This window comes from Rheinheimera sp. D18 (genome assembly GCF_004345025.1).
Taxonomy (GTDB): Bacteria; Pseudomonadota; Gammaproteobacteria; order Enterobacterales; family Alteromonadaceae; genus Alishewanella; species Alishewanella metallidurans.
Genome location: NZ_CP037745.1, coordinates 1,408,667 through 1,432,410, shown reverse-complemented (window position 1 = coordinate 1,432,410; position 23,744 = coordinate 1,408,667). Strand labels below are relative to the sequence as shown.

Annotated in this window: 27 protein-coding genes and 1 tRNA gene; 11 read left to right on the top strand and 17 right to left on the bottom strand. The window is 42.4% G+C overall.

Features of this window, described 5'->3' with window-relative positions:
• Nucleotides 1–365: 365 nt before the first annotated feature.
• A complete protein-coding gene (locus E0Z06_RS06820) occupies nucleotides 366–1,064 on the bottom strand; it encodes a DUF3581 family protein (protein WP_132583130.1) in 699 nt (232 codons plus the stop codon).
• 165 nt (nucleotides 1,065–1,229) lie between these two features.
• Between E0Z06_RS06820 and E0Z06_RS06815 the strand changes: the two genes are divergently transcribed.
• On the top strand, nucleotides 1,230–1,676 hold the full coding sequence (locus tag E0Z06_RS06815) for a SulA-like leucine-rich domain-containing protein (protein WP_165907378.1): 447 nt from the start codon (nucleotides 1,230–1,232) through the stop codon (nucleotides 1,674–1,676).
• Nucleotides 1,677–1,746: 70 nt separating this feature from the next.
• Nucleotides 1,747–2,229 (top strand): YchJ family metal-binding protein, encoded by a 483-nt coding sequence (locus E0Z06_RS06810; protein WP_243695576.1) that lies wholly within the window; start codon nucleotides 1,747–1,749, stop codon nucleotides 2,227–2,229.
• Nucleotides 2,230–2,239: 10 nt separating this feature from the next.
• Here E0Z06_RS06810 and E0Z06_RS06805 read toward each other — a convergent pair whose 3' ends face one another.
• On the bottom strand, nucleotides 2,240–2,707 hold the full coding sequence (locus E0Z06_RS06805) for a VC2046/SO_2500 family protein (protein ID WP_132583126.1): 468 nt from the start codon (nucleotides 2,705–2,707) through the stop codon (nucleotides 2,240–2,242).
• Nucleotides 2,708–2,830: 123 nt separating this feature from the next.
• Between E0Z06_RS06805 and E0Z06_RS06800 the strand changes: the two genes are divergently transcribed.
• A tRNA-Tyr gene (locus E0Z06_RS06800) sits at nucleotides 2,831–2,915 on the top strand.
• Nucleotides 2,916–3,036: 121 nt separating this feature from the next.
• Nucleotides 3,037–4,668: a response regulator gene (locus E0Z06_RS06795; protein ID WP_132583124.1), complete on the top strand. Its 1,632-nt coding sequence runs from the start codon at nucleotides 3,037–3,039 to the stop codon at nucleotides 4,666–4,668.
• Nucleotide 4,669: 1 nt separating this feature from the next.
• Here E0Z06_RS06795 and deoC read toward each other — a convergent pair whose 3' ends face one another.
• Together deoC and E0Z06_RS06785 are read right to left on the bottom strand one after the other, a co-directional pair.
• The gene (gene deoC, locus E0Z06_RS06790; RefSeq protein WP_132583122.1) at nucleotides 4,670–5,395 is read right to left on the bottom strand and encodes a deoxyribose-phosphate aldolase; all 726 of its coding nucleotides are present in this window, start codon (nucleotides 5,393–5,395) and stop codon (nucleotides 4,670–4,672) included.
• A 264-nt stretch (nucleotides 5,396–5,659) separates the two neighbouring features.
• The gene (locus E0Z06_RS06785; protein ID WP_132583120.1) at nucleotides 5,660–6,367 is read right to left on the bottom strand and encodes a SprT family zinc-dependent metalloprotease; all 708 of its coding nucleotides are present in this window, start codon (nucleotides 6,365–6,367) and stop codon (nucleotides 5,660–5,662) included.
• A 119-nt stretch (nucleotides 6,368–6,486) separates the two neighbouring features.
• Here E0Z06_RS06785 and xthA point away from each other — a divergent pair, with 119 nt between their 5' ends.
• Nucleotides 6,487–7,293, top strand: coding sequence for an exodeoxyribonuclease III (gene xthA, locus E0Z06_RS06780; RefSeq protein ID WP_132583119.1), 807 nt, complete (start codon nucleotides 6,487–6,489; stop codon nucleotides 7,291–7,293).
• A 37-nt stretch (nucleotides 7,294–7,330) separates the two neighbouring features.
• On the opposite strand, the gene yfbV is transcribed toward xthA, so the two are convergent.
• Complete coding sequence (gene yfbV / locus E0Z06_RS06775) at nucleotides 7,331–7,777, bottom strand: terminus macrodomain insulation protein YfbV (protein WP_132583117.1); 447 nt, start codon at nucleotides 7,775–7,777, stop codon at nucleotides 7,331–7,333.
• A gap of 580 nt (nucleotides 7,778–8,357) precedes the next feature.
• Between yfbV and E0Z06_RS06770 the strand changes: the two genes are divergently transcribed.
• The 3 genes from E0Z06_RS06770 to E0Z06_RS06760 are packed head-to-tail and all read left to right on the top strand — an operon-like array spanning nucleotide 8,358 to nucleotide 9,914.
• Nucleotides 8,358–8,858: a PTS glucose transporter subunit IIA gene (locus E0Z06_RS06770; RefSeq protein WP_132583115.1), complete on the top strand. Its 501-nt coding sequence runs from the start codon at nucleotides 8,358–8,360 to the stop codon at nucleotides 8,856–8,858.
• Nucleotides 8,855–9,202, top strand: a complete 348-nt coding sequence (locus tag E0Z06_RS06765; protein ID WP_132583113.1) for an ArsC family reductase — start codon at nucleotides 8,855–8,857, stop codon at nucleotides 9,200–9,202. Before E0Z06_RS06770 ends, E0Z06_RS06765 begins: the two co-directional genes overlap by 4 nt.
• A 37-nt stretch (nucleotides 9,203–9,239) precedes the next feature.
• Nucleotides 9,240–9,914 (top strand): M15 family metallopeptidase, encoded by a 675-nt coding sequence (locus tag E0Z06_RS06760; RefSeq protein ID WP_132583111.1) that lies wholly within the window; start codon nucleotides 9,240–9,242, stop codon nucleotides 9,912–9,914.
• Nucleotides 9,915–9,941: 27 nt separating this feature from the next.
• Here E0Z06_RS06760 and yejK read toward each other — a convergent pair whose 3' ends face one another.
• The gene (gene yejK / locus E0Z06_RS06755) at nucleotides 9,942–10,985 is read right to left on the bottom strand and encodes a nucleoid-associated protein YejK (RefSeq protein ID WP_132583109.1); all 1,044 of its coding nucleotides are present in this window, start codon (nucleotides 10,983–10,985) and stop codon (nucleotides 9,942–9,944) included.
• Nucleotides 10,986–11,055: 70 nt separating this feature from the next.
• Between yejK and E0Z06_RS06750 the strand changes: the two genes are divergently transcribed.
• Together E0Z06_RS06750 and E0Z06_RS06745 are read left to right on the top strand one after the other, a co-directional pair.
• Nucleotides 11,056–11,280, top strand: coding sequence for a DUF1414 domain-containing protein (locus tag E0Z06_RS06750; RefSeq protein WP_132583107.1), 225 nt, complete (start codon nucleotides 11,056–11,058; stop codon nucleotides 11,278–11,280).
• A 6-nt stretch (nucleotides 11,281–11,286) separates the two neighbouring features.
• The gene (locus E0Z06_RS06745) at nucleotides 11,287–12,804 is read left to right on the top strand and encodes a DUF3413 domain-containing protein (RefSeq protein ID WP_132583105.1); all 1,518 of its coding nucleotides are present in this window, start codon (nucleotides 11,287–11,289) and stop codon (nucleotides 12,802–12,804) included.
• 10 nt (nucleotides 12,805–12,814) lie between these two features.
• Here the strand turns inward: E0Z06_RS06745 and E0Z06_RS06740 are convergent, their stop codons facing one another.
• The 3 genes from E0Z06_RS06740 to E0Z06_RS15730 form a co-directional block, all read right to left on the bottom strand.
• Nucleotides 12,815–13,102, bottom strand: coding sequence for a hypothetical protein (locus E0Z06_RS06740; protein WP_132583103.1), 288 nt, complete (start codon nucleotides 13,100–13,102; stop codon nucleotides 12,815–12,817).
• An 88-nt stretch (nucleotides 13,103–13,190) separates the two neighbouring features.
• Nucleotides 13,191–13,586, bottom strand: coding sequence for an RlmF-related methyltransferase (locus E0Z06_RS06735; protein WP_243695575.1), 396 nt, complete (start codon nucleotides 13,584–13,586; stop codon nucleotides 13,191–13,193).
• 7 nt (nucleotides 13,587–13,593) lie between these two features.
• Nucleotides 13,594–13,791, bottom strand: coding sequence for an RlmF-related methyltransferase (locus E0Z06_RS15730; protein ID WP_243695574.1), 198 nt, complete (start codon nucleotides 13,789–13,791; stop codon nucleotides 13,594–13,596).
• A 135-nt stretch (nucleotides 13,792–13,926) separates the two neighbouring features.
• Between E0Z06_RS15730 and E0Z06_RS06730 the strand changes: the two genes are divergently transcribed.
• On the top strand, nucleotides 13,927–14,760 hold the full coding sequence (locus E0Z06_RS06730; RefSeq protein WP_132583100.1) for a S1-like domain-containing RNA-binding protein: 834 nt from the start codon (nucleotides 13,927–13,929) through the stop codon (nucleotides 14,758–14,760).
• A 74-nt stretch (nucleotides 14,761–14,834) separates the two neighbouring features.
• Here the strand turns inward: E0Z06_RS06730 and E0Z06_RS06725 are convergent, their stop codons facing one another.
• From E0Z06_RS06725 to pheT, 8 genes are all read right to left on the bottom strand, one after another.
• Complete coding sequence (locus tag E0Z06_RS06725) at nucleotides 14,835–16,079, bottom strand: cyclopropane-fatty-acyl-phospholipid synthase family protein (protein WP_132583098.1); 1,245 nt, start codon at nucleotides 16,077–16,079, stop codon at nucleotides 14,835–14,837.
• Nucleotides 16,060–16,824, bottom strand: coding sequence for a DUF1365 domain-containing protein (locus E0Z06_RS06720; protein WP_132583096.1), 765 nt, complete (start codon nucleotides 16,822–16,824; stop codon nucleotides 16,060–16,062). The genes E0Z06_RS06725 and E0Z06_RS06720 overlap by 20 nt, the downstream gene beginning before the upstream one ends.
• On the bottom strand, nucleotides 16,824–18,080 hold the full coding sequence (locus E0Z06_RS06715) for an FAD-dependent oxidoreductase (RefSeq protein WP_132583094.1): 1,257 nt from the start codon (nucleotides 18,078–18,080) through the stop codon (nucleotides 16,824–16,826). The genes E0Z06_RS06720 and E0Z06_RS06715 overlap by 1 nt, the downstream gene beginning before the upstream one ends.
• A 25-nt stretch (nucleotides 18,081–18,105) precedes the next feature.
• A complete protein-coding gene (locus tag E0Z06_RS06710) occupies nucleotides 18,106–18,552 on the bottom strand; it encodes a nuclear transport factor 2 family protein (protein WP_132583092.1) in 447 nt (148 codons plus the stop codon).
• Nucleotides 18,524–19,969: a deoxyribodipyrimidine photo-lyase gene (phrB, locus tag E0Z06_RS06705; protein ID WP_132583090.1), complete on the bottom strand. Its 1,446-nt coding sequence runs from the start codon at nucleotides 19,967–19,969 to the stop codon at nucleotides 18,524–18,526. Before phrB ends, E0Z06_RS06710 begins: the two co-directional genes overlap by 29 nt.
• Nucleotides 19,970–19,971: 2 nt before the next feature.
• On the bottom strand, nucleotides 19,972–20,913 hold the full coding sequence (locus E0Z06_RS06700; RefSeq protein ID WP_132583088.1) for a DUF523 and DUF1722 domain-containing protein: 942 nt from the start codon (nucleotides 20,911–20,913) through the stop codon (nucleotides 19,972–19,974).
• Nucleotides 20,914–21,052: 139 nt separating this feature from the next.
• Nucleotides 21,053–21,349, bottom strand: coding sequence for an integration host factor subunit alpha (locus E0Z06_RS06695; RefSeq protein ID WP_132583086.1), 297 nt, complete (start codon nucleotides 21,347–21,349; stop codon nucleotides 21,053–21,055).
• Nucleotides 21,350–21,351: 2 nt separating this feature from the next.
• Entirely contained in the window at nucleotides 21,352–23,739 is a 2,388-nt protein-coding gene (gene pheT, locus E0Z06_RS06690; RefSeq protein WP_132583084.1) for a phenylalanine--tRNA ligase subunit beta, read from the bottom strand.
• Between the last annotated feature and the right edge of the window lie 5 nt (nucleotides 23,740–23,744).

Sequence of the window (23,744 nt, the reverse complement as noted above, 5' to 3'; positions counted from 1 at the left end):
TTGTTAAAGAGCGTGCTTCTGCTTAAGAAGCGGGAGGCGTATGTTACACTTCCCAGTTTTTAAGTCAAGCGTGACGATGATTCTTTATCAAAAACACTCGTCAGGCTTAACTTACCTTCTCATTTCACCGCGTTAGTTACCACCGTGAAGCGAGGGCGCCATTTTAGAGATTTAAGCCCTAGTGTCAAGCGTCTTTTTAAAAGATTTTTGACTCTATTTCTAAAACCCCTCGGAGACTGCGCTAGCGCTGCACCCCGTGGCATGGCGCGCATTATAGGGGGTTTTAATTGTCGTGCAAGCGCAAAATCATGAAAAGTGGTGCGACTGCTTTTTTTTTGCACAAAGTAGCCGTTTTTGTTTATTTATCAAGCACAATCTTTACGAATATTATACTTGGTAATCATTTCCTGCATTTGAGCTTCATCATAGGCCATCAAGTTGCTTAGAATCATGCGCTTCTCTCCCTTGCCAATTAACTGGCCTTGTTCGGTAAGTGAGAACTCAAGTAATGCATTACCTCTTTTACCATCTACTAATAAAGAAGAAGCTGTTAACGTTAGCTCAACCTTACTAAGGGGTAACCGTTCGAAACTCAACGCCATGCTCTCGTAAATCACCAACGGACGTTGCGTGTTAATCATGACATTATGCTGTTGCATTAAAGGTTGCAGTATATGAGGAAAGTTTTGTCCGGAAAAACGCACGTAGTCTTTGATAAGCGGTTCGATGACCGTTAGGTCGTGCTGATATTCACCACTATGTGTTAAAGATAAATAGACTTTGTCCTGTACGTCGCAAATACTAATGATATTGCCATGCTCTTTACAGTGTAAAGGTACGTCTGCTGAAACCATGCCAGAAAAGTGGCAGCTAAGCTGCTTGGATAAACCATAACGGGTCAGTAAATAAGAGAATAGTAAATCTCCAGGCACACAAAACCGTTTCGCGTCTTCGTCATGGATCGGGTTAAAATCTGTGGCTACCTGTTTAGCAAACTCACTTGCTTGCTTTCTGCTGAAACTAAAACCTTCGTTATTCTGCTGAACATACTTTTCTAACAACATTGACCGCTAACTCTTTATTATCAAGGAGTATCATTCTACCCAATATTGCATAGTAAATGGTCTAGCCAGTAGCGCAATAAAAATTTATCAAAGATGCTTGCTTTTTACCCAGACAAGAAATACTGTATATCTATACACTGTATAAATAAACATGTAGAGGTTGATATGTATCATCGTTCTGTAAGTAATAGGTTCTACGCAACGACAGATAGCATTTATAGCAATAGTAGTTTGACTAGAATACATTCAGTTACTGATACTGATATTGCTGAAACTGAGAATTCTAAACACAGCTTGGTGCAACTGATGCACCAACATCAAAACCAAGCGGGTTGGATTTTGCTCGTTGCTCCAGCGCATATCCCTGATAAAGACTGGGCTGAACAGTATCAACTATCTATGCATAACGTGCTGATGGTACATCATAAACAGATCCAGGACTTAGCCTCAACAATAGAGCAAGCACTTAAATCGCCTAGCTGTAAAGTTGTTATCAATTTTGCGCCGCAGCTTAATAAGCAGCAACTTAATGAATGTCGCAAGTTAGCATTAGCTAACGATACTTGGTTTTACCAATGTGAGGCGATGCAACAAGAGCAATTAACTCATTAAGCTTTATATACTGATACAAGACATCTTTGCCAGCGTAAGTTAACATTAGAGTTTTTCTTATCAGAGCAAAATGTCACTTATGTTATGTTTTTGCGGTTCGGCAAGCATGTTTAGTGCATGCTGCCAACCTTATATTGCTGGGCAAGCTACTATTGGCAACTGTGAACAGTTAATGCGTTCACGCTACAGCGCTTACTGCCACCATGAAATAACTTATATTTATAATACCTATCATCCCTCTGTGCGGCCGATTAATTCTCTATCTGCCATTGAGGAATTTGCTAATAGTGTGCATTTTACCAAGCTTACTGTCTTATCCAGTGAACAAACAACTAGCGATGGTTACGTCTGTTTTAATGTGATGTATATACAAAATAATTTACTTTGTGAATTTACAGAGCGTTCTCGGTTTGTTTTTGATACCACTTGGTTATATATAGATGGTGTTTTGGCCGACAAGCCACCTATTAAAATTGGCCGTAATGATTTTTGCCCATGCAACAGCGGTAAAAAATTTAAGCAGTGCTCTACACATCGACTATCCGGTAATTGAATACTCTAGGTTAAGCGGCTTTATCGTTTAACTTCTGTAGTACTTCATACAATGCAGCAGGATCAGCTTTTGGTTTAGGCTGCAGTGGTTGCTCTAAACGCCTACGGCTATGTAAGCTAAGATTTTGCCAGACGGCTGAATCTAATCGGGCTTTGTCATTAAATTGAGTTAAAGGCGGCGGCGTAAGGTACGAAGCCAATTTAAGCTGGGCGAAACCATTATTGATAAATGCTTGGCTGTGTTGTGCTAAAACATCAATATCGCCGTCCATTAGCTCAAAAGGTCGGCACTTCTTAATATCTAACTGTTTATATATATCGTGTTTAACTACGTCGGTTTGAGGTTCTGGTGTAAAAAACTCAGCAAACTCATCAACTGCAGGCGAAAGCAGCGCCAAATAAAGAGCAAAATCGGCACGATGCGTATGTTGCAATGCCGTATTAAGCTTAGTATTTAATTGCCATTCATTAATAATCATGATCAATCACTGCTAATTTGTTCACTATTTTTCGTTATTGCATAATTTATCGGCAGTCAGTGAAAAAAGTTTAGTAAATGGCTTTACATCAAAAGTAAGTTTGATAATATGCCGTCCACTCGTGGAGGGGTTCCCGAGTGGCCAAAGGGATCAGACTGTAAATCTGCTGGCAATGCCTTCGAAGGTTCGAATCCTTCCCCCTCCACCATCTTATCTGCTATCTACTGATTAAACTCAAAAACAATTCACCAATATCATTATATCGCTTGCTAATGCCTTTGTTATTCTCGACACTTAGCAGTGTTTATTACTGATAAAAAGTGGTGCTAATGGATAACAAAACGCTTGAGAATCAACGAGTATTAATAGTTGACGATCAACGAGCCTTTCAACTTATGTTTAAAGGTATTTTGTATTCTATGGGCGCGACTAATGTGGCTTTCGCACCAACCGGCGAACAGGCCTTAGCAAAATGCGCTAATATCAGTTACGACATACTCTTTGTTGATTACCATTTAGGTGTAGGCAAGAATGGTAAACAGCTGCTTGAAGATCTTCGCGAAAAAAAGCTTTTACCGCCAGATAGTATTTTTATGTTGGTTACCGGCGAAAATACGGTACCTATGGTAATGAGCGCGGTAGAACTTGAACCCGACGATTACTTGGTCAAACCCTTTTCACAAAGCGTACTGCGCAGCAGGATCCAGCGTATTCAACGAAAAAAGGCTCATTTAGCTACGCTATATCAAGCATTATTTGATGGACAAGCAGAGCAGGTAATAACCTTGTGTCAGCAAGAAATTGCCCAAGAAGGGCGATACCAACAGTTTTGTAAACGGGTATTAGTTGAAAGCTTTATTGACCTTTCCCGTTATGGTGAAGCAGAAGTTATTTTACAAAATAGCTTGGGGCAACGTCGAAGTGGTTGGGCTCTATTTTTACAAGCTAAGTTATGTTTTTTACAGCAGCGTTTTCAAGAAAGCTTAGCCTTATGCCAAGAGGCAATAGAGGGTAATCGCTATTTTGCTGAAGCGTATGACGTAATGGCACAGACTTATCTCGCAATGGGCGAACTAGATCAAGCTTTTAGCAGCATACAAACCGCAGCTGAAATTGCTCCTTTTAGTATGCCGCGTCAATATTTAGTTATAAAAATAGCCCGTGAGCTTGATAATATTCCTCAGCAAGTTAATGCGAGTAAGCAACTCTACGAAATAACTCGACGCTCTATTAAACAAGACGTGGTGCATCTATTAAATTATATTCGTACCATTATTGATGCAGCAGTAAGAGAGGATGACCCTACGCAACGTAATCGCTATTTTCAAGAGGTGTCGTTAGCATTACAGCGCGTAAAGCGTGACGATGGAATGATCCGCGAGATTGACTTTAGTTTATTTGAAATGCTTTGCCAAGCGAGGCTAGAGTCGTTGAGCGGCGCGCAATTTCAAGCGAAAAAAACCTATGCCGCCGTGGCAGAACAATTAGCAGAACAACATCAAATATTACCCGATGCCATATTCTTGCTGAATCAAATTGGCGAATTTGAGCAAGCGAGCACGCTAACAAAGCTGGTACCAGCAGAGCTAATGAAAAACCCATTACTCAACACCCTTTTTAGCGATCAACAAAACTTTGTTGGCCAAAAACAACTGCAATTTGCTGAATTAAACAAAGCAGGCATAAAAAGTTATAAAGAGGGTAATTTTGCTACCGCAATAACACAGTTTGAAACTGCTCTAGAACTAGCACCTATGAATACCGGCAGCGCGCTTAATTTAATTCAAGCATCACTTCAACAACTAAATATGCAGCAAAAACACAAATCAATGGAGCTGTTTGACCGCTGTAAAAAAACCTTTCGCGTAGTTGATAATATGCCATTACCTGAACATCATCGCGCACGTTACAAAGAATTATTACAGCAGTTTACCAAGTTACGCGAAGAGCTACGTCGCTAATTTAGTTAGTAGCCAACTGTTCTGCTAATTCAAACGCTAGCGCACTTGCACCAATACGCATACCTGAACTCAACGCAATTTTACCGGTGATCTCTTCGTACAATGCGACTAATGCGAGCGCTTGCTCTATAGAGCGCACACCACCTGATGCCTTAAAACCAACATCACGATTCGCGGCCGCAATTACGGTCAAAATAATACGTGCGGCTTCCTCAGTTACACCGACAGGCACTTTGCCGGTTGAGGTTTTTATAAAATCTGCGCCACCTTCAATAGCCAGTTCACATGCAATAACCACTTGCTGCGCTGTAACAAGTTCACCTGACTCAATAATAATTTTCAGGCAGCAACCGGTACTAGCTTGGCGCACATCATAAAGGAAGTTTTTTACAAAACCGTGTTCACCGCGCATTAGTGCTTTATAAGGTAGTACACAATCAATTTCTGTCGCACCGAGCGCTATCGCCTGCTGAATTTGCTCACAGACTTGATCAGTAGCTAAATCACCCGAAGGGAAGTTAACCACTGTAGCTAACGCCATTTGCGGTTGCCTAGAGTGCCAGCCTTGTAGCGCCATTAAGTACTGCGGATAAACACAATAGGCTGCAGCTGATATTGGCGGCGTTGTTTCCAACCATTGTAAAAAGGATATCGTCGTTTCGTCATCCTGTAATCGAGTAATATCAAGCAACTTAACCAATTGCTGCAAACGTAAAATGTTAGTCATAATAGGGTCCACAAAGCGATGCAGCCATACCGGCCATCTAAAAATACCATGCACTGTTTCTTGCTAACGGAGGAGCTTAAACTAGATGGCAGCCGGAATGCAAAACCACAATACAAAAAATAAATGAAAATATTTTGAATTAATCAGTAAAGCTACAGTCCTATCTTACAGTAGTTGTTAAGTAGTACCGTTTCTCCCCTGTATTTCCGATGTCCTAGTATTTTCGCCGGCGTTATTGCCGGCGCTTTTTTATCACTCAAGTCGTTATATTTCCATCCAGTGTTGATGCTGCTTTAACCAACTCTGAGCCGCATCTATATCAATATAATATTGCTGCACCAAGCGCCAGAAGCTAGCTGAGTGATTAAGATGCTTTAGGTGTGCTAACTCGTGCACAATAACGTAATCGGCTAGCCATGATGGCGCCATCATTAAACGCCAGTTAAAGCCAATCTCCCCTGACTGTTTACAATAGCCCCACTTACTTTGCCAATTCCCAATAACTAGCTCTTTGGCGTGCAAGCTCATTTGGCTTTGCCAATAGTCAAGCCGTTGTGTAAACCACTGTAAGGCTTGCTTTTTGTACCATTGTTGTAATAGCTCCCGCGCTTTAATATTGTGGCGTAAGGCTTGAACACGTGTTGAAATATTAACGATAACACGATCATCATCGAATATTACCAACGACTGTGAAGCAGACTGCAACTGCAGCGTTAAAAGCTTCCCTTGTAATGGCACTTGCTGCTGTGCGAGCCAGTCTGGTTTAACATGCTGCTTAGCTTGCTGCATGTGCTTTAAAATCCAGTTATGTTTTTTTCGCACCAATGCCTGAATATCCGGCAAACTGATCGCGGTTGGCGCTCTAACTGTTAGCTGACCTTGCTTAATTTGCAAAGCAATGCTGCGCCTTTTAATGCTGTAATGGACCATGTAACTAAATAAATCGGTTTCTATCATTAGCGCAGACAACATACTCTCCAAGAGCCGAGTTAGTGGTAGATTAACAAGCGAGCATTGTGCCACAGCACGGATAAAAGTGTTATTATCTACTCGATTTTGCCGTATTTAACCGATTAAGGGTCACTCGTAACATGAAAATTATTTCTTTTAATATCAATGGTATTCGAGCAAGGCTACACCAACTGCAAGCCATGATTGATAAGCATCAACCTGACATTATCGGCTTACAAGAGATTAAAGTGCATGATGATGAGTTTCCGTTAGCCAATGTTGAAGCCATGGGCTACCACGTTTATCATTTTGGTCAAAAAGGCCATTATGGCGTCGCTATTTTAAGTAAGTTGCCTGCCATTAATATGCAATATGGCTTCCCTACCGACGAAGATGATGCACAGCGTAGGATGCTAATTGGTCGTTTTACTATGGCTGACGGCACCCCTATCACCGTATTAAATGGTTATTTCCCACAAGGTGAAAGCCGAGACCATCCTATTAAATTTCCAGCTAAAACGAAGTTTTATGCTGATTTGCAACACTATTTAACAACGCACCATACACCTGACGAACACCTTGCCGTAATAGGTGATATTAATATTTCACCTATTGACCTTGATATCGGTATTGGTGAAGCAAACGCAAAACGGTGGTTACGCACCGGAAAAACCTCATTTTTACCTGAAGAGCGTGAGTGGTTACAGCGGTTAAAAGACTGGGGGCTGATCGATACTTTCCGACAACTACACCCTAATGCAGATGCGCAATACAGCTGGTTTGATTACAGATCTAAAGGTTTTGATGAAAATCGCGGCTTACGTATTGACGTTGTAATGGCAACAGCGCCGTTGGCCAAACGCTGCGTTGAAAGCAGTATCGATTACGAATTACGTGGTATTGAGCGCCCATCAGATCATGCGCCAGTATGGTCGGTATTTAACTAACCTTTTTACTATACCTAAAAGTGGCTATAATAAGTTGTTATAGCCATTGTTTTACAAAAGTTCGGTCTAACTGTTGATACGCCTGTTGTAGTAATATTGCCAAATCTTTATAGCAACCTGAACGTTTTACTGGCGAAAGGCTAATGCCTTGTTGTTGCATTTTGTCTCTGATCTGAAAGTACCAACTGGCAATTGCCGGTGGTAATGGCTTAGCCGAGCGTATTCCCAGCCAATACCAGCCTTGCAGCGGTAAGGTTGCGACAAACAACATCATCGTTAAAATTTGTGGCAGAAATTCGCTACCTAAATAAACGTATTGAAGCACTGCACATAGCAAGGCCGATGGCGGCAAAAATCGACCCGCTAACGATGTCAGCAAAATAACCTTGTTCTCAACAAATAAACTGTTTAATTCTGCTTTTAATGGCCACTGTTTACCGTATTCACGGCCGGCACGAAGTGTTGAGTAAAGAGGATACTGCATTGCACTCTCCCACTATTAGATCACGGTTAAACGATAACACAGATGTAGCACCTTACCTTTTTCTTGCGTCGTTGTCACACCAAACTAAAACTAAACATGTTTACTAAATAGTAGACAAAAAAACTTTTCTAGGCTAATTAGTAAACATTACTACTAGTAAGCTAGTTTTTATGTAGCCTTAAGTTATTAATAAACATTAAACCAGCGTTTAAAGCACTTTGCTGACCAATTTGCGTTGAGCATAAACTAACAATAAATATGCCAACATATAATATCATTTAAAAACATTACTCTATGATAGTTAAACACTGTTACTCACAGGCTTATCCACAAAATCTGTGGACAACAACATCCCATACTGCTCAATAAAACTTCGGATATTACTCAATAAACCACCAACTAAAAACCCCACTTCAACCAACTTAAGGAGGATAAGTGCCAAAAAACACATTTACGATGCATTACACCTAATTAATACTTGATGGACAGTTTATAAAAAAACAGTAACAATCGAGTAAAGCTCAGCACTAGCATGGCTTTTAATAGTCTGTTTAGCTAACTAAATGGTAGAACGTAAAACATGATTCAGTGGACACCACAGCTTGATACTATGCTTGGCTTACCGATAAAAAGTCCAGTAACTGGCGATATTCTGCCATTAACGTCGCACCCAGAACGGCTATTTAATGCCAATGTATTACCACAGGCTTTGTGTATTAAATTACAGCACGGTACACTGGTTGCACCTTTTGCTAGTAGCTACAGCTGCAGCTTTTTAGATGGCCGCCGACTTCGGTTTAAACATAAAAGTGGCTTAACGATGCAACTGGACTTAGCTGATAGTAAAACTTACCGGCATGGTGTTGCGATACGTCATCTCGTTAATTCGGGGCAGCAAGTGCAAGCTGGGCAGGCTGTTATCCGCCTAGATTTGCAGTTATTGCAGCATAGCAATGCTGATTGGGTGGTACTAACAATTTTACCCCATTCGGCTATTAGTAACGTGCTTAGTGCAGAACGTTTTGTGACAGCAGCTGAAGATACGGCTTTTACTATTCAATTGAAGAATCACGCATTATGACAATACTTTACGGCATAAAAAATTGTGACACGATAAAAAAAGCACGCAATTGGTTAGCGCTGCATAATATTGCTTATCAATTTGTTGATTACCGTACCGACGGGTTAACTCTGGCGCAATTAACCAACTTCGCGAACGCTTGTGGTTGGCAGAACCTACTTAACACGCGCGGTACCACCTATCGGCAATTAGCCGAGGCAGATAAAACCGACTTAACCGAAACAAAGGCCCTTGCGCTTATGCTGGCACAACCAGCAATGATAAAACGGCCTCTGTTGATCCACGACGATAAATACTATTTAGGTTTCAAAGCAGATGATTACCAAAGTATTTTTGGTAAATAAAGATGATAAACATAAATCGTATAAATAAGCCTAGTGTATGAATATAGTAAGCGTTGATATATTAACTGGACTAACAGAACAGCACCTATTAACGCGCGCTGACGGTTTTATGCTGCATCAACAAGTAGAGCAACCCTTTAATGCTTTATGCAAAGCCGCAGCAAACGAGGGTATTGAGATTGAAATCGCGTCAGCGTTTCGCTCTTACCAGCGCCAGGCTATTATTTGGCACGGTAAATTGTCGGGCTTGCGTAAGGTGCATAATCTGCAAGGCCAACAAGTTAATATTAATGAATTAAGTGACAAAGCAAAACTCGATGCAGTATTGCTATATTCTGCGCTGCCAGGCGCCAGTCGGCATCACTGGGGCACCGAGCTAGATATTTATGATGCGGCTGCGATAACGTCTGACTACAAACCCAAGTTAGAACCACATGAATACCAAGCCGGCGGTCCGTTTTTTAAACTGACACAATGGCTAAACCAGCATGCTGTCAGCTATGGCTTTTTTTTACCCTATGCACACTACAATGGCGGTGTCGCTGCGGAGCCTTGGCATCTTAGCTACCAGCCATTATCTGAGCCTTATATGGCCGCCTTTAGTGTCGATATACTACGAAGCTTTATTCGGACACACCCTGTAACCGAACAAAGCTTGGTACTACAACACCTTGACAATATTTATGACCGGTACGTTATCAATATTTGTTAGGTGTTATGCTAATAACCATGCAGTTATTTATTCGCTTGAACTCTCACGATCAAACGCCGAATAGCCCTGCATAAAACGTTGCAGCTGATCGCGTAAGTTTGGTGGCGTGCCTTTAATTAAAATAGTGTCACTGTGCGCATCATACTGCACCCGATCACCTAACAGCTTTTGGTCAAACCCAATACTCAGCCCACCGCCTTGACCGCTAAATTTAATCAGCTTTTTTAATTCTTTCACTTCTATCGGAAATTGATCTGCTACAGCAAGCTGTTGCTCCTGACAATAGCGTAAAAAACCTTGTTGTTCTTGTTCATCTATTACCGCTGACAACTCTGTTAATACCACATCTTGCCCAGCTTTAGCCCGTTCTTCACAGTAGTTATATACCTGCTTACGCGCATCTGATTTTTCAACACCGTCAAATTCTGCGGCAGAAAAATATTCCTCTACCGAGGCCAATACCACCTTACTGTTTGCTTTTGCATCGGTGCCTTCTTCACAGCCTAAAAAGTCCAAGAAAAAATCAGCAACCTTGCGCCCTGCTCGGCCACGAATAAAGCTAATATATTTACCCTGCTCTGGTGAGCTTTGGTATTCAGTTAAATCAATTCTTGCTGCCAATTGCATACGCGCAATATCTAAATGTCGCGACGCTGCTAACTCTAACTCTTCCGTAAGCGAAAAATGATCTTTACTGCCTAACAAACAAAACAATAAATAGTCACTAGTAAGATAGCGATAATGACAAACTAGCAAATAACCACTTTCAGGTAGTTGGTGCGCGGTAAGTTGCTGCTCTAGCACGGCGGTCGCGGTGTTAGATAGCACCATAAAGTCACTATTCTGCTTTTGCCAGTCTTGCAACACGGTGACTACCTGCTGATCTTTTTTAGCATTAAATGCAGCGTAGCCTTTAGCTGGTTTACCGTTATAAGCCAGATGCAACTGCTCTACTAAATGCGCAACTGCCGCCGTAGGTGTAACCAATGCCGCACGATAATGCGCCTTGCTACGTGCGTGTTCATCTAGTTCAAGGTAATTTATCGCCAACTGCTGTACATCTACTGACATAACTTTTCCTGTTTAAAATGAATTCTGTTACTATTCTAACTGTTTAATCTATATGACTTGCGGATAATTCATGCCAATTGTATCAAAGTATTCTACAGTGCAAATTGAAAAACTGGTAAACCAGTTACTTGACGTGCTTCACACAGAAAAAGCTACCACAGAATTAAGCCTAATGTGTTTGGGCAATGCTATTAGCCACGTGGTTAATAGTAGCGTGCCAGCAACGCAACGGGCTGCTGTTGTTACACATTTTAATCAGGCATTAGCAGATGCCGTAAATACTAAGGTTAACTAAGCGCTCATGGTGCTAGAAAAAAACCTGTCATTAGTTAAAAAAGTTAACCGGTTACTTAATTGGGGGCACTGGTTTAGCTTTTTTAATATTTTGCTGGCGCTTGCAGTCACCTCGGCGTATTGGCTGGCTGAGCCGTCGCCAGTGTCGTTTCTCGGTTGGCTGTATCTATTACTAAACTGGGTCGGACATACGGCATTTTTGTGCTTTGTGTTTTTTATCTTAACTATTTTCCCAATCTCATTAGTGTTTCCTTATCAACGTCATGTTCGTGGGCTAGCCGCTATCTTAGCCACTGCTGCGCTCGTCGCACTAATTTTCGATGCCTATGTATATGCCAGTTTAGGCTATCACGTTGGGAGTGCCTCGTTAGAGCAAACCATTGATTTACTACGCCAGCAAATTGTTACCAACTTACGCAATTTTGTGTTTATTGTTATAGCCGTTGCCGCGTGCCTGCTGGCACTTGAACTAACGCTAAGCAATTATTGTTGGAAAAAAATTGAACGCTTAAAACAATCGGCGGTTGCTGCGCCCTTATTTATGCTGTTTATCGGCAGCTTTATGTGTAGCCACTTCCTACATATTCATGCCGATGCAAATTTAAAATACGATGTTACTAAGCAAGATAACGTGCTGCCATTGTCGTACCCTGCCACCGCCAAAACATTTTTGGCGCGCCATCAATTAGTAAATTTAAATAGCCGTGCTCAGCGCCAATTAGACAAAATGAGTTTACCCAGTGAGTTTGCCAACGGCCATCTGCTGCAATGCAATGGCACAAAAGCGGGTAAATCAACGTTATTGCTCATTACTGACAGCCTAACCGCAAGCGTATCGCAGCAACTCAGTGCCAAAGGTTTTAAACAGTTAGAGCAACACTTTGCACCGCGTAACAATAACGAAGCACTACTGCATCTACTGTATGGCAAATTCAGTGTCAACGACGATGCTGAACACATTTTAGCAACTGCGCCAGGCTGGTTTAGTGCGCTACCTTCTGGAAATATAAGTATTAGCCGTGCTGAAGGCACGGAAATAAGTACTTTACCTTGGGTAAATACAGCGCCTTTCAGCCCTTTTGCGATAGTATTTGATAACTCGCCACTACAACATTGGCAACGGTATCAGGCCTACGACAATATCGTCGTTATGGGCTTAACTGGCCAGCACGAGCAATTTAGCTTGGCTCCAGCTCAAGTTTGGTCAAATTGGCGGGCGCTGCAAAAATTGCATCCTTACCAAGTAACTCAGCACCTTGACTGGTTTCCTACTTTATTGGCGCAAGCAGGCTGCAGCGACAATGGAAATTGGTTAGGCGATAACTTATTAAAACCAAACGCTCTACCCAAACTAACCATTAGTGGCGAAGAAATTATTAGCTTTAAAAAAGATAAAATGGTTATTTTGCGCTCTGATGGCAGTTTTGGTACCTGGTCTGCAGGCACCCTATTACCATTAAACGACAAACTAGACTTGCCGATGCTAATCGATGCATTAAAGCGAATTGAACAACCGACCGAGTAAACTGAGCTTATTAATGTATGCTTTTACTCACTGGCTTTGGCGGTCTGCCCGCCAACTCTAGCTCAGCTAAATGCAACATATTGGTCAGCGCAATCGGCACGACAACTTGTGAGAATCGTTCTAGATAGGCAACCTCAGCGTCTTTTAACATTTGTTGGCACAGCTGATCGTAAACGCTAAACCCGTCATACGCTAACGGCTCATTGAGTTCAGCTAACTTTAGCTCCCGTTGCCGACGCATAAACCAGTGTAGTAAAAACTCATACTGTTTTACATCTAACCATTGCCGCCAATCCATACCCGCCTCCAACGTATTGTTGTATGTTATACGTTTGAATTATTAAAATCGATTAACTAACAATCTGTGTGCTATTAACACGAAAGAGTTAGATATCTGGCGTTGTATCTAAGCTTAACCACTGCGTTTGTTGTGCAACCGTCAAATAACTCCAAACTAAGATTCGGCTTACTTTTTGCCCTTGGCGCATTGCAATCACCTCGCTTTGCATTACACCCACGCTACGTAGTAGCTTTTGTAACGGTGCAATATGTTTTTGCTGCGACACTAAACTGCTAAACCAACATACCTGCTGCTTAAATAACTGACTTTCAGTAATCATTTGCTTAATAAATTTTAGCTCACCACCGTCGCACCATAACTCATGTTGCTGGCCAGCAAAGTTTCGGTTTTGCCCTTGCTCCGGCTGTTCTAACTTCGTCCATTTACGCATATTCGCCGCATTAGCTTCGGCCTGAGAACTAAAAAATGGCGGGTTACACATCGTTAAATCAAAGCGTTGAAAACTTTGCCAGCAGCGCTTGATTAAGCAAAACTACCGCAGTGCTGTTAGCGAAATCAATGGTTGACTCACCTTTAGGATTTAGCCTTACAAACGCGGCTAAATTAGGCGTTGCTGCACACAGCTCAGCAAAATTATAACCGCCTTGATGCGGGTTACGTGGATGAAGTAATTGCTCTGAAGACACCTAAACATTGGCCTTTAAATTGGTCAAAGAGGTTAAGTTTATCATGCCGTGGCTAATATACAGCGGTGAGTAAAAAAAACCGTTACAATAGTCATAATTACCTTATGCCCGCTTGGGCTAACTTATGGATACCGCATGCTTGCTCTTGGAAAAATAAACCGTTTAACGGTTAAAAAACAGGTTAAATTTGGCTTTTATCTTGATGGTTTAAGTTGGGGCGAAATTTTACTGCCTAATAACGTCACCCCTGCAGGTTTAGAGATTGGCAGTGAAATTGATGTTTTTCTCTATCTCGATTCTGAAGATCAGTTAATTGCGACCACCGAGCGGCCAAAAATAAAGGTGGGCGAAATAGCACAGCTTGATGTTGTCGCGACAACAAAAGTGGGCGCCTTTGTTAATTGGGGCTTAAAGAAAGACTTACTCGTCCCCTTTAGCGAACAGCAAATTCCACTTAAAGAAGGGCAAAAATATTTACTGTACTGCTATGTCGATAACAGTAACCGCATTGTTGCCTCAAGCAAACTAGACCGCCACATACACAAAACTCCTGCACACTATAATGCGGGAGATAAAGTAAATATTATTATTTCTGAGCAAACTGATATTGGCTACAAGGCGGTGGTGAATAATCAGCATTGGGGTGTATTGTATAAAAGCGAAGTGTTTAAACCGTTACGTCGTGGCGAAAGAATGTCGGCTTTTATTGTTAAAGTACGCGATGACGGCAAAATTGATTTGCGCTTAAACGCATCGACCTTTAAACAGGCATTAGAGCTAACAGAGCAAGTGCTGCGAAAGTTAGAACAAAATGGTGGCAAGTTAGCCTTAACAGATAAAAGCTCACCAGAGCTGATTTACGCCGCATTTGGCGTCAGTAAAAAAGCCTATAAACAGGCTATTGGCAGCTTATATAAAGAAAAGAAAATCGTCATTTTAGACGAGGGCATTATTTTAGTGAATAACTAGAGCCGATTTGCCCACATTAGAATAGGCTTACTGAATTACCTAGAACATAATTCAGTAAGCTAATAACCAAACTACTATATATAACTGCGGTTGCCTGGCTTAGATAGCACTAAATGCACCGCACTAGTTGAACGCTCTAAAAACCCCCCCTCACAATAGCTTAGATAAAACTGCCACAAGCGCACGAAATTATCGTCGTAACCCAGTTGATGCACTTTATCACGCGAGTGCATAAAGTTATCGCTCCAATGTTTAAGTGTGCGTGCGTAATCAAAACCGATATCTTGTAAATGGCGAACCACTAAGTTTGTGTTACGGCTTATCGCGTCGGTCATTCGGCTAACTGAAGGTAAACAGCCTCCCGGAAAGACATAGCGTTTAATAAAATCGACTTCTTTTACATACTGCTGATAACGCTGATCTACTATTGTTATCGCTTGTAACACCATTAAACCGTCAGGTTTTAATAAACTGGCACATTTTTCAAAGTAAGTATCAAGGTATGCCTCGCCCACAGCTTCTACCATTTCGATAGACACCAACTTGTCGTATTCGCCACTAAGATCACGATAATCTTCTAACAACAAAGTAATATTATCTTGCAAGCCTAGCTGCTCTATACGCGTTTTGGCGTAATCGTACTGCTGTTGCGAAATCGTCGTAGTGGTAACCCTGCAGCCATAATGCTGGGCAGCATAGATCGCCATTGCGCCCCAACCGGTGCCTATTTCTATTAGATGATCAGTTGATTTTAACTGTAGCTTTTCACAAATAAGTTTTAATTTATCTTGCTGTGCTTGGGCTAAGCTAACGCTGTCATCTTTATAAACTGCGCTGGAATACATCATGCTGTCATCTAAAAACAAGCGATACATGTCATTGCCTAGATCATAATGCGCGGCAATATTTTTTTTCGCTTGCTGTTTAGAATTTCGATTACCTCGGTCTATTAACTTTAATATTGGCCGACCAAGCCGTGTTATCGCTGAATCAAGCTTATCTAGTGTGTCTAAATTAAGTGCAAAAATACGCACTAACGCCGTTAAATTATCGCAGCGCCAAAAACCATTAATATAGGCCTCACCACCACCAACTGAACCCGACAGCACCATTTTTCTATAAAACGCTGGCTCAAGCACCGTTATTACCGTTTTTAATTCAGCAGCGCTATCACCAAAACAATAACGCTGATTGCCTTCCACTACCGTAATATCGCCATGTTTTAGCTGACTGATAAAATCCAGTGCAAACTTACGGCATAAGCGGTCAAACCACGTCAAATTAGCGAAAACAGACGTTTCAGTTAGACTCATTGTCATGCTTTTTTTCCTTCGTTTTAGGGTGGGCGTGCACCGGTATACCTTTGAAATATAACTTCAGCGCATGCCAATAAATGCGCAGTACTACCTGTACGTTTTGCCACGGATTACGGATCAGCCAATTACGTTTCCAACTTGCCGTCAGCTCTTGCCGTTGCAGTTTAATCCACGCGCTGAAAATGGGCTTATCATCCTGTGTATTACGAATACTGCAGAGTAAATTGTCATCTGGCGAGGTAATTTGCCAGTGGTACTGCATATTTATTGGGTTAAAAGGTGACACATGAAACGCTTTATCATGTCGATAACGCTGTTGGTTGCCACTTATGGTTTGCAGATAATAATGCCGCTCATTCCATGGTGTGTTTGTTACCTCGGCTAATAAATAACAAAAGTTACTCTGTGCATCAAAGCAGTAATACAAGGTTAGCGGACTAAAATACACTCCCCAATTTGCCAAAGGCGTCAGTATAAATACGCTAGTCGGTGTTAGCTCACCGCCTAGCAATTTCACCTTATCGCTCACTGCCTGAAATACCGAATCAGCACCGGCAAGATAATCTTTACGTCGATAACTTAATGCGCCAAAACGCTGGTATTTAATACCTTTCGCCTCAAGTGACACCTTGGTAAGTTCATGGCAATCTAGCCAATAGTGCGCCAACGGATAACTAAAGCCGTGTTTACGCGGCGATACCCTTAAATGCCCTACTTCACCTTGATATACGGCATGTCCAGCTTGCATTAATACTCAACCCCCAATAAGCCGGCAACATCGACAGCGCTTCTGGCACCATCTTCATGAAAGCCGTTATACCAGTATGCGCCACAAAAATAGGTATGGTTAACACCATTTATAACATGCCGCTGTTGTTGTGCAGCTAAAGTACGATGGTTATATACCGGATGCGCATAGTGATAGCGGCCTAGCACCTTTGAGCTGTCAATTGCTGCTGAATTGTTTAACGTAACACAAAATGTCACTGGTGCTGTTATGCCCTGTAATAAGTTCATATTATAGGTTAAGGTCGCACGTTGGTTGATACTGGTGTCTAAATTATAGTTCCATGCTGCCCACGCCCGCGGCCTCTTGGGTAGTAAACGCGTATCGGTGTGCAGTATTACTTCGTTGCCCTGATAGGCGATACCGCCAAGCACATTGCGCTCGTCTTGGCTTGCATCATTGGCTAATAACTTCAATGCTTGGTCACTATGACAAGCCAATACTAGCTTATCGTACTGCTCAGTGCGGCCATCAACATAGTTAATGGTTACGCCGTTAGCATCGCGCTTAATTGAAGTAACGGTTTGACCTAACTTTACGTTTTCGCTACCAAGCTTGGCTTGTAATGCTTCAACATAGCGCTTTGAACCGCCTTTTATTACCGACCACTGCGGCCTATCAGTAATATTAAGCAAGCCATGGTTATTAAAAAATCGTAGAAAAAACCTTACCGGAAATGCTGGCATATCTGACAAACCCGCCGACCAAATAGCTGCACCCATAGGCATAAGATAGTTATCGCGAATTGCTACGCCAAAATTATATTTTATAAGAAAGTCGCCCAAAGACAGCTCTAAATCAGCTGAATTTTCAGTTAACAAGCGTTTACCCAGCTTATTAAACTTAACGATATCACGTAACATCAGCCAGAATGATGGCCGAAATAGATTACGCCGCTGCGCAAATAAACTGGCAAGTGTGTTGCCGTTATATTCAAGATTTTGTGCGCTATTCTTTACCGAAAAACTCATTTGTGTATGCTGAAACGCCACGCCTAGTTCAGCAATAAAGCGGTTAAAAATAGGATAGGTCCAATTATTAAACACAATAAAACCAGTATCTATCGCATAAAGTTTACCCTGCACTTCAACGTCAACCGTTGCGGTGTGGCCGCCCAAGTAACTATTAGCCTCGATTAGGGTAACGTCGTGTTTTCTTTGCAGCAGGTACCAGGTCATCATACCTGCAATACCACCACCAATAACTGCTATACGCATACTACTCCTTTTGCTATAGCCTATGCTAAGCGTTGCTGTTGGCCATGCGGTGCTTTACCTTAGCGGTAAGCCAACCTAAAATTGGTAGATGTTGGAATACCATTGCATCTAAATCGTAATAATCGCGCTGATAAATTATCATATTGTCTTGCCACCTAAGTACGCTACAACCGTCAACCTCAAGTAATTTACCCTTAGCTATTGCTGGGTGAGCAAACTGCATTTTCCAGCTAATAAAACCTTGCTCTGCTTGCTCTAACTTCTCAGCAGCCGTAAACCGACACTGCTGCAACCGTTCGTAAGCATGAGCAAAATACTGGCTTAATGCTTGTCGACTATTAAGCTGATGCACGGGATCAATAAAGGTAATATCCGCATGATACAATTGCGCTAATTGCTCTAAATTAGCGCTCGATAAATTGTTATAAAACGTTAAAAATTGCTCAATGCGTGGTGTTGGCGCTGTGTTCATACCGATTTTTTACCTCTGCAAAAAGTTCGAGTGTATATTTACGTGCTACGGCATGATCGACAATTGGTGCGGGATACGCCAAAACCAGTCCATTATTATGCGGCCAATGTATCGATTTTTCTTTCAGATGACGCAGTTCAGGTACGTATAAACGTATAAACTCGCCGCTTGGATCAAACTTCTCACTTTGGCTGGTTGGGTTAAATATTCTAAAGTAAGGTACGGCATCGGTACCGGTAGAGGCTGCCCACTGCCAGCCACCATTATTAGCTGCAAATTCACCATCAATCAGTTTTGACATAAAGTAGCGCTCGCCCCAACGCCAATCGATATGTAAGTCTTTTACCAAAAAGCTAGCGGTAATCATGCGTAATCGATTATGCATCCAACCGGTTTGGTTGAGTTGGCGCATCGCCGCATCAACTATCGGGTAGCCGGTTTTACCTTCACACCACGCTTGAAATAATGCCTGATTATTACTCCAGCGTATGCCGTTTGTTTCTATCTGAAACGGCTGATGCTTAATTAGATTTGGGTAAGCGACTAATATATGTTTATAAAATTCACGCCAAATAAGCTCTGATAGCCAGACCTCGGCGCCGCTTTTATCCTGCTGCCAACTGTCTTTCATTTCCATTTGTAATCTAGCAACGCACTGTGCGGCTGACACCACACCGATAGCTAAATACGCCGACAGCTTTGATGTGCCAGCAATGGCGGGATAATCCCGTGCATTGGTGTAATTGGCTACCTTTTCTCGACAAAACGCGCGCAGTAAATTAAGCACGTCTTGCTCTGCAACTGGCCAATCGACCGAGCTATTATCACCGGTCTGCATTGGCGTAAACTCAGGGAGCATTAATGCTGCTTGCTCAATAGTTTTAGGTCTGGGATAACACGTCACACCTTGACTGTGTAAGGCGCTTAGCCAGGTACGCTTAAATGGCGTAAATACTCTATATATCGCCCCTTGCTGCGTGCGTATAGCGCCTGGCGGCATAATGCATTGGCTATCAAACCGGATAAACTGCCCGCCCGAGCTTAATACCAGCTGTTCTACAGCAGCATCGCGCTGTTGCTCGCGTAGTTCGTATTCCGTTTGTAGAAAAACGTTAAGTACAAAGCGCTTACTTAGCGCAGCAAATATCTGCGGGGTATCCGCATAGCTGCTACCTTCAATCGCGAGTAAAGGTATAGCAAGCTCGGCAAGTTCTTGCTGTAATTGCAAAACTCGACGTCGAAGCAAATCTTGTTTTATTGCTGCCATGTCATGCAGCTGCCAGGTATCTGGAGTAGCAATAAACAAGACTAATACTTGGCTTGCAGTGCGCTTTGCATGCTCTATTGCACTGTGTAAACAGACGTTATCATAACTGCGTAAGTCATTACGTAACCACACGAGGTTTAGGCTATTCATGACTAGCCCCTTAAACCTAAATTTTCTGGATAAGGTGTAAAATAACGTTGCGCTGAAACATAGGCATTGGGTCGCTGCGCTAAATGGTGCTGGATCAAGGTAATGGGCGCGAGTAACGGCACAAAACCTTGGCGATAACGATGAATTAGCTCAGATAATTCCTGTTTCGCCTGTGCGGTTAAACCTGTTTTTAAAAAGCCCTGCAAATGTTGTAACACATTTGTATGCTGCTTGCGGTTAGCAATATTTTTTAGCGCTTGCATTAATTCTAGCAAATAGCGTTGCTGCAACTCGGCGGGCGAAAATAACTTAGCTTGCGCTACTAATCGGCCCAACTCACGATAAGCTACAGGGCTATGTGCCATTACTAAAAATTTATATCGACTATGAAATGCTACCAACTTACCTACAGTAAACCCATCGGCCATAGTTTGTTGATAGTCGTTACAGCTAAACACTCGACAAATAAAATTCTCTTTTAGTGCAGGATCAAATAAGCGCCCGTCTTCTTCTATCGGTAACCAAGGGTACCTTTGCATTAGTTGTTGCGTAAATAAACCTACGCCTTGTTTGCCTAATTGATGGCCGCTCGCATCAAATAACCGTACTCGCTCCATGCCACAACTGGGTGATTTAGCGCAAACGATATAGCCGCTTAATTGATTTAACTGTGGCAGTTTTTTTTCAGTAAAGGCGAGCATGGCGCTGGTGTGGTTAATGCTATTATCGTTACTTTGCACCAATTGGACACGTAACTCATTGTCTAGCTGTAAGCGTATTGCTGGGCGCGGCGCACTCATACCAATAGCCATTTCGGGACAAATAGGCACATAACTAACCAAGGGTGCAAGCTGACTAACACAGAAACCAGAGGCCTTATGGCCACCGTCGTAGCGCACTTTTTCACCGAGCACACAGGCACTAATACCTATTTTAATTGACATAACACCACCAACTTTTTTATTTGCTAACTACTACGTACGCTAGGCCGTTTAAGTTTAAATTTAAACGCATATAACTTTGCGCATAAAAAAACGGCAGCTTGCTTACGCAACCTGCCGTTTTTTCGGATATAGCCACTAACTACTTCTTACTAGTACCCACTTCAACTCGAGCTTTTAGCTTTTGCCCCGGGCGAAATGTTACTACGCAGCGCGCAGAAATAGGAATATCTTCACCCGTTTTTGGGTTACGACCTGGCCGCTCATTTTTAACCCGAAGGTCAAAGTTGCCAAAGCCGGATAGCTTTACTTGATCACCCGACTCTAACGCCATACGGATTTCTTCAAAAAAAGCTTCGACTATCAATTTGGCGTCGCGTTTGCTGACACCAAACTTTGTAAACAAACGTTCTGCTAAATCGGCTTTGGTAAGCGCCATTCTTAATCCCTCAACGATGCGTTGAACTGTTCACTAAGCGCGTTAACTACTTGATTTATCAAGTGTTGGATATCTTTATCTTCCAGTGTACGCGCTATATCCTGCAGGGTCAGAGCAATGGCAAGTGATTTAAAACCCTCTGCCACACCTGCTCCTGTATATACGTCAAACAATTTTAGGTCAACTAATTGATTTCCGCCAACTTTTTTTATAGTAGCAGCAATATCAGAAAAACGCACCTCTGATTTTACCACTACCGCTAGATCGCGCCTATTAGCTGGATACTTTGACGGCTCCGTAGCTTGTACAATATTACGTAACCCCAAAGCCGTTACATCTAATTCAAATAGGTAAGCTTTACCTTTAATGCCCAGCTTACGCTCGGCTTCTGGGTGCAACGCTCCCACATAGCCAACCTGCTGATCATTACGATATATTGCTGCAGTCTGACCCGGATGTAATGCACAATGTTCCCCAGTTGCGAAACGAAATTCTGCACTTGCGGATGTTTGGGCCAACAGCGCTTCAACATCACCTTTTATATCGTAGAAGTCCGCCGCACGGTTTTCCATGTTCCAATGCTCATTATGCATTGAACCGACAATAACACCGCCAATTACCGGTATTTGCCGCACGCCGCCTTCAGCCGTAGCATCAGGAATAAACTTTAGGCCATATTCAAACAAACGGATACGGCTTTGCTGACGATTTTGATTATATTGCACAGTTTGCAATAAACCTGGCCATAAATTTAAGCGCATTGCTGACATGTCAGCTGAAATAGGGTTAGGTAACACCAAAGCTTCGTGTTGCGGAAATAATAGTTGCTGCACTTTAGGGTCAACAAAGCTGTAGGTTATTGCTTCTTGATAACCACGGTCAACTAACACCGTACGTAAATTCTGCACATTAAGCTGCGCTTCACAGAAAGTACGCATTTTTAAACTGGCTTTTGGCGCAAGGTTAGGAATATTGTTATAGCCGTAAACCCGTGCCACTTCTTCAATTAAATCTTCAGCAATACGCAGGTCAAAGCGATAACCCGGTATCGTTACCTGCCAGCCGTCTTGAGTTTCTTCAAGCATTAACCCCAAGCGGGTAAAAATAGCGCTAACGTCAGCTTTGGCAATACTTATACCTAAAATACGGGTTAACTTAGCTTCAGTTAGGTTAATCGTTGCAACCTTCGGCAAATGTGCTGCCGATACTGCCTCAACTACTGGGCCGGCCTCACCACCACAAATTTCAAGTAGTAATGCAGTCGCACGCTCCATTGCTGCATGCTGCAAAGTTGGATCAACGCCGCGTTCATAACGGTGCGATGCATCGGTGTGCAAACCGTATTGGCGCGCTTTACCTGCTATAGCTAACGGCGCAAAAAAGGCACTTTCTAAAAATACATCTTTAGTCGCACTGGTAACTCCGCTATGCAAACCACCGAAAATACCGGCCATAGCGAGGGCTTTTTTATCATCAGCAATAACTAAGGTGTTACTTTTTAACGTTACTTCGCTTTCATCAAGTAGCACTAATTTTTCACCATCATTGGCCAAACGCACGCTAATGTCACCATCGATACTGGCTAAGTCGAATGCGTGCATTGGATGACCTAACTCCAACAGCACAAAGTTAGTAATATCAACAATAGCATCAATGCTACGCACACCACAGCGGCGTAACTTTTCGGTCAACCATAATGGGCTTGGCGCAGTTACGTTAACATTGCGCACTATCCGACCTAAATAACGTGGGCAGGCATCTGGCGCAGCTAAAGTAATCGCTTTTTTATCGCTAATGCTTGGTGTAATTACGCTAATAGGCGCTTCGTTTACTGCCAGCTTATTAAGCACACCCACTTCACGTGCTAAACCTTTAATGCCTAAGCAATCAGCACGGTTAGGTGTTAAATCCACTTCAATAATACGGTCATCTAACTGTAAGTACTGGCGAACATCTTGGCCAATTGGCGCATCTTGTGGCAGTTCTAAAATACCGTCAGAATCATCTGCCATACCCAGTTCAGATAATGAACACAACATACCGTTAGACGGTTGACCGCGTAATTTGGCTGCTTTAATTACAAAGTCACCTGGCAGTACCGCGCCTACCGTGGCAACAGCAACTTTTAAGCCTTTACGACAGTTTTTAGCACCGCAGACGATATCCAATAGCTCTGCGCCACCCACATTAATTTTCGTAACTTGTAATTTATCGGCATCGGGATGTTGGCCGCATTCGACAACTTCACCTACCACAACACCTGTAAACTCACCGGCAACTTTTTCGATGCCATCTACTTCTAGACCCGCCATCGACAGCTGTTCAGATAAGTTATTGGTGTCAATGGCTGGGTTTACCCACTCGCGTAACCAGGCTTCACTGAATTTCATCTAAA

What these genes read in the sequence shown, in the direction of transcription:
- E0Z06_RS06785 (WP_132583120.1), bottom strand. Translation starts at nt 6,367, where the DNA reads ATGTTGTCTGCGCTAATGATAGAAACCGATTTATTTAGTTACATGGTC.
- E0Z06_RS06765 (WP_132583113.1), top strand. Translation starts at nt 8,855, where the DNA reads ATGACAATACTTTACGGCATAAAAAATTGTGACACGATAAAAAAAGCA.
- E0Z06_RS06715 (WP_132583094.1), bottom strand. Translation starts at nt 18,080, where the DNA reads ATGCGTATAGCAGTTATTGGTGGTGGTATTGCAGGTATGATGACCTGG.
- E0Z06_RS06760 (WP_132583111.1), top strand. Translation starts at nt 9,240, where the DNA reads ATGAATATAGTAAGCGTTGATATATTAACTGGACTAACAGAACAGCAC.
- E0Z06_RS06795 (WP_132583124.1), top strand. Translation starts at nt 3,037, where the DNA reads ATGGATAACAAAACGCTTGAGAATCAACGAGTATTAATAGTTGACGAT.
- E0Z06_RS06805 (WP_132583126.1), bottom strand. Translation starts at nt 2,707, where the DNA reads ATGATTATTAATGAATGGCAATTAAATACTAAGCTTAATACGGCATTG.
- yejK (WP_132583109.1), bottom strand. Translation starts at nt 10,985, where the DNA reads ATGTCAGTAGATGTACAGCAGTTGGCGATAAATTACCTTGAACTAGAT.
- E0Z06_RS06735 (WP_243695575.1), bottom strand. Translation starts at nt 13,586, where the DNA reads ATGTGTAACCCGCCATTTTTTAGTTCTCAGGCCGAAGCTAATGCGGCG.
- E0Z06_RS06700 (WP_132583088.1), bottom strand. Translation starts at nt 20,913, where the DNA reads ATGTCAATTAAAATAGGTATTAGTGCCTGTGTGCTCGGTGAAAAAGTG.
- phrB (WP_132583090.1), bottom strand. Translation starts at nt 19,969, where the DNA reads ATGAATAGCCTAAACCTCGTGTGGTTACGTAATGACTTACGCAGTTAT.
- E0Z06_RS06720 (WP_132583096.1), bottom strand. Translation starts at nt 16,824, where the DNA reads ATGCAAGCTGGACATGCCGTATATCAAGGTGAAGTAGGGCATTTAAGG.
- xthA (WP_132583119.1), top strand. Translation starts at nt 6,487, where the DNA reads ATGAAAATTATTTCTTTTAATATCAATGGTATTCGAGCAAGGCTACAC.
- E0Z06_RS06770 (WP_132583115.1), top strand. Translation starts at nt 8,358, where the DNA reads ATGATTCAGTGGACACCACAGCTTGATACTATGCTTGGCTTACCGATA.
- E0Z06_RS06815 (WP_165907378.1), top strand. Translation starts at nt 1,230, where the DNA reads ATGTATCATCGTTCTGTAAGTAATAGGTTCTACGCAACGACAGATAGC.
- E0Z06_RS06695 (WP_132583086.1), bottom strand. Translation starts at nt 21,349, where the DNA reads ATGGCGCTTACCAAAGCCGATTTAGCAGAACGTTTGTTTACAAAGTTT.
- yfbV (WP_132583117.1), bottom strand. Translation starts at nt 7,777, where the DNA reads ATGCAGTATCCTCTTTACTCAACACTTCGTGCCGGCCGTGAATACGGT.
- E0Z06_RS06810 (WP_243695576.1), top strand. Translation starts at nt 1,747, where the DNA reads ATGTCACTTATGTTATGTTTTTGCGGTTCGGCAAGCATGTTTAGTGCA.
- E0Z06_RS06710 (WP_132583092.1), bottom strand. Translation starts at nt 18,552, where the DNA reads ATGAACACAGCGCCAACACCACGCATTGAGCAATTTTTAACGTTTTAT.
- E0Z06_RS06740 (WP_132583103.1), bottom strand. Translation starts at nt 13,102, where the DNA reads ATGGATTGGCGGCAATGGTTAGATGTAAAACAGTATGAGTTTTTACTA.
- E0Z06_RS06820 (WP_132583130.1), bottom strand. Translation starts at nt 1,064, where the DNA reads ATGTTGTTAGAAAAGTATGTTCAGCAGAATAACGAAGGTTTTAGTTTC.
- deoC (WP_132583122.1), bottom strand. Translation starts at nt 5,395, where the DNA reads ATGACTAACATTTTACGTTTGCAGCAATTGGTTAAGTTGCTTGATATT.
- E0Z06_RS06750 (WP_132583107.1), top strand. Translation starts at nt 11,056, where the DNA reads ATGCCAATTGTATCAAAGTATTCTACAGTGCAAATTGAAAAACTGGTA.
- pheT (WP_132583084.1), bottom strand. Translation starts at nt 23,739, where the DNA reads ATGAAATTCAGTGAAGCCTGGTTACGCGAGTGGGTAAACCCAGCCATT.
- E0Z06_RS06745 (WP_132583105.1), top strand. Translation starts at nt 11,287, where the DNA reads ATGGTGCTAGAAAAAAACCTGTCATTAGTTAAAAAAGTTAACCGGTTA.
- E0Z06_RS06730 (WP_132583100.1), top strand. Translation starts at nt 13,927, where the DNA reads ATGCTTGCTCTTGGAAAAATAAACCGTTTAACGGTTAAAAAACAGGTT.
- E0Z06_RS06725 (WP_132583098.1), bottom strand. Translation starts at nt 16,079, where the DNA reads ATGACAATGAGTCTAACTGAAACGTCTGTTTTCGCTAATTTGACGTGG.